This window comes from Kribbella qitaiheensis (assembly GCF_042657745.1).
Lineage (GTDB): Bacteria > Actinomycetota > Actinomycetes > Propionibacteriales > Kribbellaceae > Kribbella > Kribbella qitaiheensis.
The window spans coordinates 18,023-32,024 of sequence record NZ_JBHSKE010000041.1 but is presented as its reverse complement, the minus strand read 5'-3'; the positions used below and the strand labels follow the sequence as shown (position 1 = coordinate 32,024).

Genomic DNA, 14,002 nt, shown 5'->3' with positions numbered 1-14,002 from the left:
AGAGGCGATGGGCGAGCTGACGAACCAGTGTGAAGGCCCGGACCTGTTGGTCCGGGCCTTCTTTGGTAGTCCTGGGATCAGTGTCCTGCTCGCCGGGCCGCGCCCGGCTGTCGTCTCGGGTCCTGTCCGTCGTACCCACCGTGCCAGGAGGTCCACAGACTGGCATAGGCGCCGCCCGCACTGACGAGTTGGTCGTGGGTGCCCAGCTCGACCAGTTCCCCCGCTTCCAGCACCGCCACTCGGTCGGCGTCGTGCGCGGTCTGCAGCCGGTGGGCAATTGCGATGACCGTGCGCCCGCGCAGTACCGCCGCCAGCGACTGCTCCGTCTCCCTCGCGGTCGTCGGGTCGAGCAGCGCCGTTGCCTCGTCCAGGATCAGCGTGTGCGGGTCGGCAAGCACGACCCGCGCCAGCGACAGCTGCTGGGCACGCGCGCCATCGAGGCTGATAACGGCGCCGACCTCCGTATCCAGGCCCTGCGGCAAGTCGTCGATCCAGCGCGCGCCCAGAGCCTCCAGCGCGCCGCGCAGTTCCTCGTCGGTGGCGTTCGGTTTCACCACCCGTAGGTTGTCGCGCACCGTGTCGTGAAAGACGTGGTGGTCCTGGGTGACCAGCACTACCTGTTCGCGCAGCCGGTCCGGCGGGAGGTCCGCCACCGGCGTCCCTCCCACGGTCACCGACCCGGTGCGGGGTCGGTCGAGGCCCGCCAGCAGCCGGGCCAGCGTGGACTTCCCTGCCCCTGAGGTGCCGATGATGGCCAGCCGCTCGCCGGGCCGCACCACCAGGTCGACTCCACGCAGCACGTCCCGGCCGCCGTCGTAGGCGTAGCGGACGCCGGACACCTCGATGCGGTCGTCTGCCGGGGATGCAGCGGGCCTGGGCTCCTCGCGCGGTACCTCCGCAAGTCCCTCGATTCGCGCATAGGACGCGATCGCGCCCTGCAACTGCTCCACCCACAGCGTCAGCGTGTCCAATGGACCCACCAGCTGCCGCATGTACACCGTCGCGGCCACCACCACGCCGACGCTGACTAGACCGTTCGCGTGCAGCGCCCCACCCACCAGCAGAACACCGACGGCTGGCAGCGCGCACGAGACATCGAACGACGGGAACAGCACCGTCCGCAGCCACAGTGTCCGCAGCCGGGCGGCCTTTGCGTCGGCGACTGCTCCGTCCGCGGCCTCTGCGCGTCGGCCTTCCAGTGCGAGCGCCTCAATCGTGCGGGCGCCCTTCGCGGTGCTCGTGACGACGTCGGCGAGCTGCGCGCCGGTGGCCGCTTCGGTCAGGTAGGCCGGACGGGCACGCGGCAGGTACCAGCGCAGCGCAGCGCCCACGCCGAGGAGGCACACCAGCCCGCACAGCCCGAGCAGCGGGTTCAGCACAAGCACCGCGGCGATGAGGAACACAGCCTGGACGAGGGCCACGAGGACCTCGGGCACCGCCCGCCGCAGCGTCAACGCCACCACGGAGGCGTCCGTACTACCGCGGGCGATCAGGTCGCCGGCAGGCACATGCTCCGCGACAGACGGCGGCAGCGCGAGCGCACGCTCCAGGAACCGCTCGCGAACCCGACCCGCCGTGCGCTCGCCGAACCGGTAGCCTACTGCGAGCGCCCACCGTCCTAGCAGCATCTGCGCGACGGTGAACACCAGCGCGCCGAACGCCAGGCGATCCACGGTGCCGAGCACGTCGCCGGAGCCCGCCCTGACTGCGTCGACGATCCGGCCGAGCAGCAACGGCCCGACCAGCCCCGCAGCAGAGGCCATGCCGTTGAGCAGCAGGAGGCCGGCTACCGCGCCGCGGTCCGCGAGTAGGTCGCCCCACGCCGCGGCCCGAACCCGGGTTGCCCCTGCGACAGGCAGCGCCGCACTCACGAGCCCGCCTGCCCGTCCTGCACGCGGGAGACCAGGTCGCGGTAGGCGGCGTTGTCGCGCAGCAGCTCCTCATGCGTGCCGGACGCCGTGGCGCGGCCGTGGGCCAGGAAGATGACCTCGTCGGCCTGGTCGAGTACCAGCGGCGACGTCGTAGTGACCACCGTCGTGAGGCGCCTCCTGGCCACGCGTAACCAGTCGACTACGGCGGCCTCGGTGAGCGCGTCGACTGCGGAGGTCGGCTCGACAGCCAGCAACACGTCCGGTGCGGCATAGAGGGCGCGCGCCAGGCGGAGCCGCTGCCGCTGCCCACCTGACAATGTGCTGGCGCCCCACGTGACGGGCGCGTCCAGACCGCCGGGCAGCGCCTCCACGACGTCCTCTGCCACGGCGGTCTGCACTGCCGCATGGACCCGCTTGTCGTCGGGCTCGAACCGACCCGCGACGGCAGCGCGTACCGTACCTGCGAACAGTTCGGCGTTGTTGTCAGCGACGACCAACCGCTCCCGCAACTGGTCGGCCGCAACCGCGTCGACCCGCACTCCTGCCCACGTCGCGTCGGTGCGAGTGAACCGGCCCAACCTCTCCACCACTGCGATCGCTTCATCGGGACGCGCGCTCACCAGCGCAGTCAATAGTCCGGGCCGCACCAGGACGCCGGACTCCGGGTCGGCCAGCGGCCCGCAGCCGGCTGGGAGGTCGATCACGCCGTGGAGGCTGTCGCGTTCGGGCCGCAGATTGAGCAGGTCGACGATGCGCCGGGCGGCTACCCGCGCGCGGGCGATTTCGCCACCGCTCTCGATGAAGGACGACACCGGTACAACAAGTACAGCGACGTAGCCGTAGACCGCGACGAGGTCTCCGATGGTGATTTCGCCCTGCGCGGTCATTCGCGCCGCCAGCCACACCACTGCGGCCAGAAACAGTGCGGGCAGCCCGCTCGCCAGAGCGCTCACCCAGCTCGCCGGGCTGCCGACGCGGTACCCACGCTCTACTAGTTCCCGCGACTGGCGCCGGTAGCGCCCGGCCGCAAACTCCTTGCCCCCGAGGCCGTTGAGCACACGCAGGCCGCCCAGGATGTCCACCAGGCGCGTGGTCAGCAGGCCTACGTCCACCCGGTAGTCGCCGCCGGTGCTCTCGATGCGCCGCAGTAACGGCCCGACGGTGGCAGCCAGCAGCGGTACCCCGGCAAGCACGACCAAGGCCAGAAGCGGCGACATAGTGAACAGCACCACAGCGACCACCGCGTACGCCACGACCGCGCCGAACCCCGGACCCGTCACGGTCAACGACTGCGCGACGATCTGTACGTCGGTGATACCGATCGTCACCACCTCACCCGTGCCGATCCGCCGGGACAGCGCGGAGCCCAATCGGGCGGTGTGCCGCACGACCGTGCGCACGGTGCGGAACGATGCGTCCATGCGGATCTTCGTCATGGTTCGGTGCCGGGAGATCGCCAGCACGGCGATGAGCATGCTCACCACCACCAGCACCACAGACCACGTGACCAGGGCTGCAGTGTCTCCAGCAACCAGACCATCATCGACCGCGTGGGACAGCACCCACGGCGGCACGGCCAGGCCGACCATCCAGGAACTCCCCAGCGCCGCGCCTGCCGCGACGCGCCGCGCCTGTGACCGGGCGAGCCAGAGCAGGAAGCGGAAGGGGCCACTCGTGTCGCGGGGCGCGGGAGGGACCCAGCCTTCGGCCAACCGATCCGTCGACGCGTGGCTGTTCGGCATCAGGCAACCCTAGCGGTGGCGTGCGCGTCGGCCCGACCCACTGCGAAACACTTACCGCCACGGTTGCTTTTGAAGACCGCTACTCCGTGCATGTGGGTGCTGGCAGCAACCACCGGAATGCGTCGCTCCGAACTGGGGGGTCGAGCGGCCAATGATCGACTTGGAGGACAGCTTCCTGGACATCGGAGATACGCGGGTAGTCGTCGGCGGGAAAGCACAGGCACCGGATGGTCCGACGCCGGCCGCCGAGGCATCCACTCGACACGTGCACGGCGATCTACGATCGGCAAGAGGCCCGGCACCGACGACTTGGGTACGGATCTGGGTAGGGATCGCGGAATTCTGGACGCAGACCCGGCCGACGAACTGGTGTGAAGCAGCTCACGGCCGCCACAAGCAGAGGATCTTCAGCAGGGCAAACCCGCAGGTCAGACCGCATATGACAAGGCGAAGGCCCGGACCTAGTGGTCCGGGCCTTCTTTTGTAGCGGGGGCAGGATTTGAACCTGCGACCTCTGGGTTATGAGCCCAGCGAGCTACCGAGCTGCTCCACCCCGCGCCGTTGTGTCTTTAGTTTAGAGGATCCGGGCCGTGCAACCAAATCGGCTCCCGGTGCGGCTGTGGGCAGCGTAAATCCGTGTCACGGGCGGGCTGTCCGGCGTACCGTCCGGGGTATGTCTCGTGTTGTCATCCGGCCGTTCGAGACGGCCGATCTGCCCGCTGCCGGCCGGTTGCTTGCCGAGCGGCACGCGCGCCACCGCCTGAAGCATCCGCTGCTGCGGGCGGAGTTCGAAGACCCGAAGCTCGCGCCGGTCGAGGTCACTGCCGCGTGGGAGTCCGAGGGCGCATCTGGTTCGGTGCTTGTCGATGGCGACGAGGTCACCGGTTACTTGCTGGGAGCCCCTAAGTCGTCACCGATCTGGGGTCCGAACATCTGGGTCGAGCAAGCTGGCCAGGCTGTGCGGGAGCCGGAGTACATGAGGGACCTGTACGGCGCTGCCGCGACCAAGTGGGTGGCGGACGGCCGCAGAGCGCAGTACGTGCTGGTGCCGGATGATGCAGAACTGGTCAACGCTTGGTTCCGGCTGGGCTTCGGCTCGCAGCACGCCCACGCAGTAAGGCCTGTACCGGCCGAGCCGCTTGCTGTCCGCCCAGACCTGACCGTCCGACGTGCTGGGCGCGGCGACATCGCAGTACTGGCTGAGCTGGATCTGGTACTGCCTCGGCACCAGGGGATGTCTCCTGTGTTCTCGGCCGGGGAGCTGCCGACGCTGGAGGAGGCGCTGGCTGACTGGGAGGAGTCGATCGACGACCGGGAGTACGCGACTTTCGTTGCCGAATACAACGGGCAGGTGATCGGCTCGTCCATCAGTTGCTCGATCGAGAAGTCCATTGCTCACAGCGGGCTCGCCCAGCCGGACAACGCGGGCTTCCTCGCTTACGCGGCGGTGCTGCCCGAGTCGCGCGGCGTCGGTGCCGGCCGGGCCTTGGGCGAGGCCGTGCTGAACTGGACCGGCGAGGTGGGCTACACCTCTGTCGTCGCGGACTGGCGGGTCACGAACCTGCTGGCCTCGCGGGCGTGGCCGCGGCTCGGGTTCGCCCAGACCTTCCACCGGCTGCATCGGCTCATCGGGTACTGAACACTGCGCAGCTGACTGAGCACTCTTAGTCGATCCGCGTCATCCACAGGCAGGGAATTCGTCGCCGGGAAAGCGAAGAACCGGTGCAACTTCTCTGGCAAGGAAACAGACGCCTGCAGCAGGGCAGGCGATGCGGATCCGCTCTAGGAGGCAGCCATGTCGTGTTCTTCTTCTTGGTCCACCGTCGCGCCGGCGACTCGACGTATCGTGATCGGCAGTGCGATCGGGGTCACCGCGCTGGCCGCCCTGGTGGCGACACCGGCGTCAGCGATGACGGCATCATCGGCGGCAGGACTCGCTGCGGAGTCGCGGTCCGGGAACCACCGGACTCCCCCATCGACCCAGCAGAGGGCGTGCATCTTGGACGGATTCGTCATCGAGAAACTGCCCGGCGGCATCGGTTCGCCGAGCGACTTCGAGTACGAGTGGGAGGAGGTCGTCTTCCACAGCAGGGTCTGGGAGACCGGACCGGATCCGGAGGGCGCCACCAAGGTGGACCTCACGGTCAAGACGGTCCGGGGCGAGAAGCTGATCGACCTGGAGTCACTGCGCACCTTCCTGACCGAGTACCACGAGAAGGATCCCGAGACGTGGGAGCTGACCGCTGTCGACGTCGGTGGGTACGGCGGTTATGCCGCGGAGGACCAGGTCTTCTTCTTCATCTCACCGGGCATCGCCGCGGAAGTGTCGATCGACCGCGGCCGCTTCACCGAGGAAGACCTGATGACCACAGCCGCGGGCTTCCACCCGGAGAGCTCCGCCTGATCGGTGCCCGCAGCCCGATCCCACCTCGCCTGTACTGCGAACGGCTGGTCGCCACGCGCAGGTAGCCCGGCCCGGGGCGCGATAGGTGCCCTGGGCAAGCAAGTCGTCCGGCGGTCACTGGGGTACCGCCGGTGGGTGGTGCGCTGGCGGGTGCCGGCGGTGCCGGGTGGAATAGAAGAACGGGCGGCGACGCCGAGGTTGGTCGGAGTCGCCGCCCGTTCTGTTCAACCGGTCAGCCTGTTGGCGAGCTGGGTGGGCTCGAGGGTGTGGCCGGTGTCGATGGTGCGCCGGACGGGGTCGGCGTCGGCGTCGGGGTTGCCGCGCCTGCCTTGACGGCTCGGTCGATCGCCGCCTTCATCTGATTCACCGCGGTCTGGTAGCCGGAGAGGTCGCCACGTCTCAAGGCGGCTTGGGCGTTGTCGTAGGCCGTCTGTGCCTCGGTGAGCGCCTGCTTGATCGTCTGGTTCGCCGGTGGAGTCGTCGGCTTGCTGCCGGGTGGCTCCTCGCCGGTGTCGACGTCGGTGTTGAAGACCTTGTTCAGGGCTTCCTGGAGGGTCGCGCCGAAGGCCACACGATCACCGAAACCGACCAGCACATACCGGAGGACCGGGTAGCTACCTGGACCACTGGTGCGGACCGAGTAGACCGGCTGGACGTAGAGCAGACCACCACCGAGCGGCAACGTCAGCAGGTTCCCGTACTGCGCTCTAGCGCCGCTGCTGGGCTGGTTGATCGGGAGCAGCGCCGCCCGGATCGAATCATCTGTCTGGAACTTGTTGGCGACTTGTCCGGGACCTGGGATCTGCACGTTGCCGGGCAATCGAAGGATCCGGAACTGGCCGTAGTCCGGCGAGGATGCCTCGGAATCGACAGCCATGAACGCGGTCAGGTTCTCCCGCTCCGCGTTCGGGACGTAGACGGAGGTGAGCGAGAACTTCGGATCCTGCTGGTCAGGCATCCGCAGTGACAAGTAGAACGGAGGCTGGTTGATGACCGAGGAGTCCGCGTTGGCCGCACCCTGCGTCGGGTCGGCCGGCACCCGCCACAGGTCGCTGTTCTGATACCAGGTGGTCGAGTCCGTCACGTGGTACTTCGCGAGCAGGTCGCGCTGCACCTTGAACATGTCCTCGGGGTACCGCAGGTGAGACATCAGCGCGGGCGAGATGTCCGAGCGCGGCTTCACCGTGTTCGGGAACGCCTTCATCCAGGTCTTCAGCAGCGGGTCGCTCTCGTCCCACGCGTACAGCTCGACCGAGCCGTCGTAGGCGTTCACGACCGCCTTGACGGAGTTGCGGATGTAGTTGATCTGCTCACTCGGCTGCTGGGCGATGGTGCCCCGGCCCGTGGTGGTGTCGCGAGTGCTGTCGTCGAGCGCGACCTTCTCGGAGTACGGGTAGTTCGCCGAGGTGGTGTAACCGTCGACGATCCAGACGACCTGCCCGTCGACGACCGCCGGGTACGGGTCGCCGTCGGGGGTCAGCCACGGGGCGGCCTTCTCGACGCGCTCGCGCGGGTTGCGGTCGTAGAGGATCTTCGAGTCGCTGTTCACCCGGCTCGAGAGCAGGATGTTCGCGTCGCGGAACTTGGTGGCGTAGAGCAGCCGGTTGCCGAACGAGCCGACCGGGACGCCGCCCTTGCCGACGTAGGTGTTCAGTGTCGGGTCGCCGCCGTTCTTGCCCTCCGGGGTGTCCAGCTCGACCGCCGAGCCGCCCTTCGGTCCGCCGACGATCGAGTAGTCCGGGGACTGCTCGCCGAAGTAGATCCGCGGCTCGTAGTCGCCGAGCTCACCGGTCGGCGGCAGGTCCTTCTCGGACCACACCGGCGAACCGTCCGCGGCGCGCTGGTTGCCGTTCGCGGCGACGACCCCGTAGCCGTGGGTGTAGACGGTGTGGTCGTTGTTCCAGTTACGCTGGCCGGCCGGCAACCGGTCGATCTCGACCTCGCGGACCGCGATCACGGTGTCCTTGACCTGGTCGCCGATCTTGTAGCGGTCGACGTCCAGGTCGGTCGGGAAGGAGTAGAAGCCCCGGACCTGCTGCAACTGCTCGAAGGTCGGGCCGACCACGCTCGGGTCGATCAGCCGGATACCCGGCAGCACCTCGGCGTCCGCCGACAGCTGGCCCGGCGAGGCGGTCGTCTTCGCCTCGTAGTTGATGATCTTCGTCTTCTCCAGGCCGTAGGCCTGGCGGGTCGCCTCGATGTTCTTGGATATGTACGAAGCTTCCTTGACCGGCTCGCTCGGGCGGACCCGGAGCTGCTGGAGGGCCGCCGGCCAGAGCGCACCGAGGAGGATCGCCGAAAGCACCAGGACGACTGTCCCGACACCCGGCAGCAGCCAGGTCTTGCGGACGACGTTCGCGAAGAAGAGCACGGCACAGAGCACTGCTATGACAGCCAGGATCTCCTTGCTGGGCAGGACTGCGTTGTCGCCCGTATAGGAGATACCAGTGAACAAACGACTGTCAGAGGTGGTCAACCCGAAGCGATCGAGCCAGTAGCTGAACGCCTTGAGCAGAACGAGCAGACCCAGGAGGACGGAGAACTGCACCTGCGCCGCTCCGGAGGCCTTCTGACCCTTCGCGGACGGGCGGAACCCGCCGTACAGGTAGTGGGTGATGATCGCGGCGACCAACGACAGCAGGACGATCGAGTAGCCGAAGCCGAGCAGGACGCGCAGCCACGGGTAATCAAAGACGAAGAACGAGATGTCCTTGTTGAAGTGCTTGTCGGTAACGCCGAACGGAGTGCGGTTCCGCCAGGCGAGGAAGACCTTCCACTCCCCCGAGGCTGCCGAACCACCGAAGACCAGCATCAGGCCGGCCAGCACGCCGATGGCGATCTTGCCGCGCTGCTTGAGGAGCTCGCCGTACCGCTCGAAGCCGGGGCTCGGCGACGGGGCGAGCGCGACCCGCGGCCTGGTGCGGAACGCGATGATCACGTTCGCGACCACGGCGCCCGCCATCAGCAGGCCGACCACGAAGAAGAGCAGCACCCGGGTGCCGAGCACGGTGCTGAAGACCGAGCCGAGGTCGACCGAGCGGTACCAGAGCCGTTGGGTCCAGACGTCGGTGAAGACGCTGAACAAGATGAGCAGCACGATCAGGGTGGCGATCGTGGGGAGCAGGGCCCGCGGGCGCTGCCCGGGCGTTCGCCGGGGCCGCCGCGGCTCCTCCGGCATGTCGTAGACGCCGTCGCTCATGGTCGCTTCTCCTTGTTGTCACTCAAACCGCGCACTGGGCCGTCACCGAGTGGCCTGTTGTCGAGAGGCCCGTCGTCGAGACCCCGGCCGACGGTGGCTCCGTCGACTGAAGGCTCGAATGTCAAAGACAGTACTTGGCAGAGGGTAGGGACCAAGTCGATACCGGTGAGCACCGCGCTGTCCTCGTCGTGGGTCCGCAGCCGGACAGCGCCGAACTGGCCGCCCTCACGGAGTACGCCGGCGACCATCCGGACCTCGTGCCGGCGCGGGTCGCTGCCCGCCATCCGGGCCAGTTCCGCGTCGGAGTCGGCGTCGGACAGACCCGCCTCGGCAGAGGCCGGCAGCACGATCCGCTCGACCGCGACCGCACAGCCGCTCACACCGTCCGGCCACTCGATCTGGGCCAGCGCGTCGGCCAGGTTCTCGTCGTCCAGGCCGCCGGGCAGCTCGCCCTGCGCGACCGGAGTCAGCGGCTGCGACGCGTCCTCGGCGCCGAGCTCGGCGGCCAGCTGTGGTTCGGCGCGGAGCAGGTCCTCGGTCGGAACCAGGGCGAACAACTGCGCGGGCTGGTCCCAGCCCGCGCTGCTGACGTGCCGCTCGATCTCGATCACCGCCTGGCTCAACGCGTCGGCGGGCGGGGTGCTGTCAGGTCCTACTTGGTGCATGCCGGGACGTCTCCAGTTCCACTGGCCAGTGCGGTCAGTGCGCCGATCGCCTCGTGCAGGGTGGTGATCTTCACCAGGCGGATGTCCTTGACCCCTGAGTGCAGGGCCGCTTCGCAGTTCGGTTCCGGAACCAGGAACACAGTGGCCCCGCTCTCCTTGGCTCCCGCGATCTTCTGCTGGATGCCGCCGATCGCGCCGACCTGGCCGAGCGCGTCGATGGTGCCGGTGCCGGCGACGTGCTTACCGTCCAGCAGCGGACCAGGCGTCAGCTTGTCGTAGATGGCCAGCGCGAACGCGGTACCGGCGCTCGGGCCGCCGATGTCCTGGCCGAGGTTCACGCTCACCTTGACCGGCGAGTCGACACCGACACTGATGCCGACCATCGGGCGGGTCTCCTCGGCGGGCGTCGCCGCGGTCTTCAGTACGACGGTCTGCTCGGCGCCGCCGCGACGGATCAGGAAGGTGACCTCGTCGCCGACCTTGTGCTTGCGGACCAGTTCGCCGACCTGCGTGACCTGGGTGGTGGCGACGCCGTCGACCTCGAGGATCACGTCACCGACCTTGAGCTTGCCGTCGGCCGGGCTGCCCTTGGCCACCGTCGAGACCTTCGGGCTGAAGGGGACCTTCGCCTCCTGCAGAGCCGCGGCGACCGCGCTGTCCTGTGAGCCGGTCATCTCCGCGGTGTTCTGCTGCTCCACCTGGTCGGCGCTCTGCTCCGGCGGATAGATGATGTCGCGCGGGAACAGGTCGTGGTGCGGGTCGAGCCAGTTCCGCATCGCCTGCGGCAGCGTGAGGTCGCGGTCCGGCGAGGTGACCGAGACCGTCGTCAGGTCGAGCTCACCGGTCGTCGGGTACGTCTGGTGGCCGGTGATCTCGATGACCGGCTTGGACTTCGACTCGCCGAGGGTGTTCTTCACCGGCCCCGGGCTGAAGGAGACGAACGGCACCGGGAAGACGGTGACCAGTCCGAGTGAGAGCACGAGCACGACGATCGAGGTGACCAGCGTGGCGGTACGACGTGTCACGAACCCTGCCCTGCGATCTTGAGTTTCCGGACGAGCCCGCGCAGGCCTCCGCGCGGCTCAGGGGTGGACCGGGGACCGGGCGCGGCCATCGCCTCGTTGAAGCGACGGAAGTCCTCCACCGACGCGAAGGCGCCACCGGACCGGCGTGGACCGCGGTTCCGCCCGCGCCAAGCCGCCCAGCACATCGCCAGGGCGGTGGCGACCAACGGGAACGCCAGCCACGCCAAGACCTTCATCCGGCCACCTTCATGCGCCCAGCGTACGTGTCAACAAGCGCCGACCCACTCGCTCGCACCGTCGGTGAAGTGCTGGTGTTTCCAAATCGGGACCTCCGCCTTGAGGTCGTCGATCAACCGGCGGCACGCGGCGAAGGCCACATCGCGGTGCGCGGCGGCGACAGCGACGATCACGGCGGCGTCGCCGATCTCCAGCACGCCGGTGCGGTGCACCGCGGCAAGCGCGATCACGGCGGGGTTCTCGCACACCCGCTCGGCGACCTTGCGGAGGTGCTGGAGGGCGTCCGGGTGGGCCTCGTAGCTCAGTTCGTCGACCGGGCGGTCGTGGTCGTGGTTGCGCACGGTGCCGATGAACAGCGCGGTACCACCGGCCGCCGGGTCGCTGATCGCGGCCAGCACTTCGTCGCTGGACAGCGCGGAATCGCGAATGTCCAGCAGCCTGATCGCCTCAGTCATGCCCATCCCTCGCTCTACCCCGGACCATCCCGTTATCGAACACCCCACCACACCACACAAGGTGAGAGTCTCCCTAGTCTGCCCGCTCGCTCGTCACCCACCGCACCCACCCCGCTCCACCCGACCCGAGCCCCGCACACACCCGGGTCGTCAGCCACCCGAAATCAGTTCAACATTCAGTCGCCAGGGGGCGCTGAGTTGGCCGGGGTGCCGGGTTGCAGGCGAGCGAGAACGGGGTGGGGTGAGCAGGTCAGGTGGGCGAGCGGGAGCGGCGACCGTAGGTGAGCTAGGTCGGGGCCGGGCGAGGAGGTCTGGCGGGCGAACCGGAGCGGGGACGGCGGGTGAGCTGGGTCGGGCGGGGTGGGTCGGTCAGGGTGGAGTTAGGGGGTTGCCGGGGATGTCACAGGGTGGTTGGGGGTTCGCTGGGCGCGGAATGGGGGCCTGGAACCAGTACGTTGGAGTTGTACGCCCCACCGCACAGGAAGGCCCCCTCCGATGAGCGACGAACCGGACAACCCGTTCAAGGGAACTCCGTTCGAGGCCATGTTCCAGCAGTTCTCCGGTGCGGCCGGCGCGGGCGGCGCCCCCGACCTGAACGCGATCCTCGCTCAGGTCCAGCAGCTGCTCAGCGGTTCGACCGACGGCAAGCCGGTGAACTGGGACCTTGCCAAGGACATCGCCCGCAAGACCGTCTCCGCCGCCGGTGACCGGTCCATCACGCCGACCGACACCGACCGGGTCGCCGACGCGGTCCGGCTCGCGGAGCACTGGCTGGACCCGGTCACGACGTTGCCCGAGGCCTCAACCACATCAGCGGCCTGGAGCCGGGCGGAATGGGTGGAGAACACCCTGCCGGTCTGGCAGACGGTCGTGGACCCGGTCGCCGAGCACGTGGCCGGTGCGATGGGCAGTGCGCTGCCCGCCGAGGCGCAGCAGCTCGCCGGACCGATGGCGGGGATGCTCCGCCAGCTCGGTGGCTCGATCTTCGGCGCCCAGGTCGGTCAGGCGCTCGGTGAGCTCGCAGGTGAGGTCGTGAGCTCGTCCGACATCGGCCTGCCGCTCGGCCCGGACGGGCAGGCGGTGCTGGTGCCTGACAACGTCGCGAAGTTCGCGGAAGGCCTGGGCCTGACCGACGAGGACGTCCGGCTGTACCTCGCGCTGCGCGAGTGCGCACACCAGCGGCTGTTCGCGGGAGTCCCGTGGCTGCGGCAGCACCTGTTCGCCGCGGTTGGCGACTACGCGTCCGGCATCGAGGTCGACACCGGCAAGATTGAGCGTGCCATGGCCGACGTTGACATGCAGAACCCCGAGGCGATGCAGGCCGCTCTGGCCGAGGGCCTGTTCGAGCCGGAGGATTCCGAGCAGCAGAAGGCCGCTCTGGTCCGCCTGGAGACCGCGCTCGCGCTGGTCGAGGGCTGGGTCGACGACGTCGTCCGCGAGGCCACGAAGGACCGGATGCCTGCTGCTGTCCAGCTTGCCGAGACCGTACGCCGTCGCCGCGCCGCGGGTGGTCCCGCGGAGCAGACGTTCGCCACCCTCGTCGGACTCCAGCTCCGCCCCCGGCGACTCCGGGACGCGGCGAACCTCTGGGCCGCAGTACGGGACGCGCGGGGTATCGAGGGGCGCGACGAGCTGTGGTCGCACCCGGACTTGTTGCCGAGCGCCACCGATCTGGACGACCCGATCGGGTTCGCCCAGCACTCCGGCGAGCTGGCCGACATCGACATCACCGACTTCATGACCGACGAGACTGGCTCTCAGGGCGAGGGCGAGCCGGGCGGACAAGATGACGAGGGCAACGAAAAGGGCACCGACGACAAGTGACGCTGCACGCCGACGCCACTGCCACGCTGACCAACTGGAACCCACCTGACGCTGAGCAGGCGGCGCTCCGCGATCACTACCTCGGCTACCTCGCCACGCATGAGGACGCGATGTGGCGCGTCAGCCGGCCGGAACATCTCACGGCGAGTGCTCTGCTCCTGGACTCCTCCGGGAGCAGAGCACTGCTGACTCTGCACAAGCTCGTCAACACGTGGCTGCAGCTGGGCGGGCATTGTGAGATGGGCGACACCACCCTCGCCGGCGCGGCACTGCGGGAGGCGACCGAGGAGTCCGGGCTCACCGGTCTGACGATCGACGCGAGCCCGCTCCAACTGTCCCGGCACAAGATCCTCGCCGGCGGGTGCAAGGACGCGTATCACCTCGACGTTCAGTTCCTGGTCACGGCCACGGCGGGTACGGAGTACGTGGTGAGCGAGGAATCGCACGATCTGGCCTGGTTCCGGCTGGACGCGCTGCCGGACGACCTCGACGGGACCGTCAGGGCCCTGGTGAAGAGGGTCTACCGACCGGTTACTTGATGGCGAACTGTCGGCGCGAAGCCGTACGCTCGTTGTCATCG

General features: G+C 68.6%; 12 protein-coding genes and 1 tRNA gene. 4 read left to right on the top strand and 9 right to left on the bottom strand.

Annotated features, from left to right (window positions below; all coding sequences use genetic code 11):
- Window positions 1–77: 77 nt before the first annotated feature.
- The 3 genes from ACFPJ1_RS25805 to ACFPJ1_RS25795 form a co-directional block, all read right to left on the bottom strand.
- Complete coding sequence (locus tag ACFPJ1_RS25805) at window positions 78–1,871, bottom strand: ABC transporter ATP-binding protein (protein WP_380107729.1); 1,794 nt, start codon at window positions 1,869–1,871, stop codon at window positions 78–80.
- Window positions 1,868–3,613 (bottom strand): ABC transporter transmembrane domain-containing protein, encoded by a 1,746-nt coding sequence (locus tag ACFPJ1_RS25800; protein WP_380107726.1) that lies wholly within the window; start codon window positions 3,611–3,613, stop codon window positions 1,868–1,870. The genes ACFPJ1_RS25805 and ACFPJ1_RS25800 overlap by 4 nt, the downstream gene beginning before the upstream one ends.
- 484 nt (window positions 3,614–4,097) lie before the next feature.
- Window positions 4,098–4,171: transfer RNA gene (locus ACFPJ1_RS25795), tRNA-Met, on the bottom strand.
- A gap of 115 nt (window positions 4,172–4,286) precedes the next feature.
- On the opposite strand from ACFPJ1_RS25795, the gene ACFPJ1_RS25790 reads away from it, so the two are divergent.
- Window positions 4,287–5,252 (top strand): GNAT family N-acetyltransferase, encoded by a 966-nt coding sequence (locus tag ACFPJ1_RS25790; RefSeq protein ID WP_380107724.1) that lies wholly within the window; start codon window positions 4,287–4,289, stop codon window positions 5,250–5,252.
- A gap of 143 nt (window positions 5,253–5,395) precedes the next feature.
- On the opposite strand, the gene ACFPJ1_RS25785 is transcribed toward ACFPJ1_RS25790, so the two are convergent.
- Window positions 5,396–5,629: a hypothetical protein gene (locus ACFPJ1_RS25785; RefSeq protein ID WP_380107722.1), complete on the bottom strand. Its 234-nt coding sequence runs from the start codon at window positions 5,627–5,629 to the stop codon at window positions 5,396–5,398.
- Here ACFPJ1_RS25785 and ACFPJ1_RS25780 point away from each other — a divergent pair.
- Entirely contained in the window at window positions 5,613–6,017 is a 405-nt protein-coding gene (locus ACFPJ1_RS25780; RefSeq protein ID WP_380107720.1) for a hypothetical protein, read from the top strand. The genes ACFPJ1_RS25785 and ACFPJ1_RS25780 overlap by 17 nt on opposite strands.
- Before the next feature lie 232 nt (window positions 6,018–6,249).
- Here ACFPJ1_RS25780 and ACFPJ1_RS25775 read toward each other — a convergent pair whose 3' ends face one another.
- Genes ACFPJ1_RS25775 through ACFPJ1_RS25755 form a run of 5 tightly spaced genes read right to left on the bottom strand, consistent with a single transcriptional unit; the run spans window position 6,250 to window position 11,598 of the window.
- The gene (locus ACFPJ1_RS25775; RefSeq protein ID WP_380107719.1) at window positions 6,250–9,216 is read right to left on the bottom strand and encodes a UPF0182 family membrane protein; all 2,967 of its coding nucleotides are present in this window, start codon (window positions 9,214–9,216) and stop codon (window positions 6,250–6,252) included.
- Window positions 9,213–9,881, bottom strand: coding sequence for a PPA1309 family protein (locus ACFPJ1_RS25770; protein WP_380107717.1), 669 nt, complete (start codon window positions 9,879–9,881; stop codon window positions 9,213–9,215). Before ACFPJ1_RS25770 ends, ACFPJ1_RS25775 begins: the two co-directional genes overlap by 4 nt.
- Window positions 9,869–10,906 (bottom strand): YlbL family protein, encoded by a 1,038-nt coding sequence (locus ACFPJ1_RS25765; protein WP_380107716.1) that lies wholly within the window; start codon window positions 10,904–10,906, stop codon window positions 9,869–9,871. Before ACFPJ1_RS25765 ends, ACFPJ1_RS25770 begins: the two co-directional genes overlap by 13 nt.
- Window positions 10,903–11,142, bottom strand: coding sequence for a hypothetical protein (locus tag ACFPJ1_RS25760; RefSeq protein ID WP_132193305.1), 240 nt, complete (start codon window positions 11,140–11,142; stop codon window positions 10,903–10,905). The genes ACFPJ1_RS25765 and ACFPJ1_RS25760 overlap by 4 nt, the downstream gene beginning before the upstream one ends.
- A gap of 30 nt (window positions 11,143–11,172) precedes the next feature.
- Entirely contained in the window at window positions 11,173–11,598 is a 426-nt protein-coding gene (locus ACFPJ1_RS25755; protein ID WP_380107714.1) for a molybdenum cofactor biosynthesis protein MoaE, read from the bottom strand.
- Between the two features lie 495 nt (window positions 11,599–12,093).
- Here ACFPJ1_RS25755 and ACFPJ1_RS25750 point away from each other — a divergent pair, with 495 nt between their 5' ends.
- Together ACFPJ1_RS25750 and ACFPJ1_RS25745 are read left to right on the top strand one after the other, a co-directional pair.
- Window positions 12,094–13,422 carry a zinc-dependent metalloprotease gene (locus ACFPJ1_RS25750; RefSeq protein WP_380107712.1) on the top strand — a complete coding sequence of 443 codons (1,329 nt, stop codon included), beginning with the start codon at window positions 12,094–12,096 and terminating at the stop codon, window positions 13,420–13,422.
- The gene (locus tag ACFPJ1_RS25745) at window positions 13,419–13,961 is read left to right on the top strand and encodes an NUDIX hydrolase (protein WP_380107711.1); all 543 of its coding nucleotides are present in this window, start codon (window positions 13,419–13,421) and stop codon (window positions 13,959–13,961) included. The genes ACFPJ1_RS25750 and ACFPJ1_RS25745 overlap by 4 nt, the downstream gene beginning before the upstream one ends.
- Window positions 13,962–14,002 lie beyond the last annotated feature (41 nt).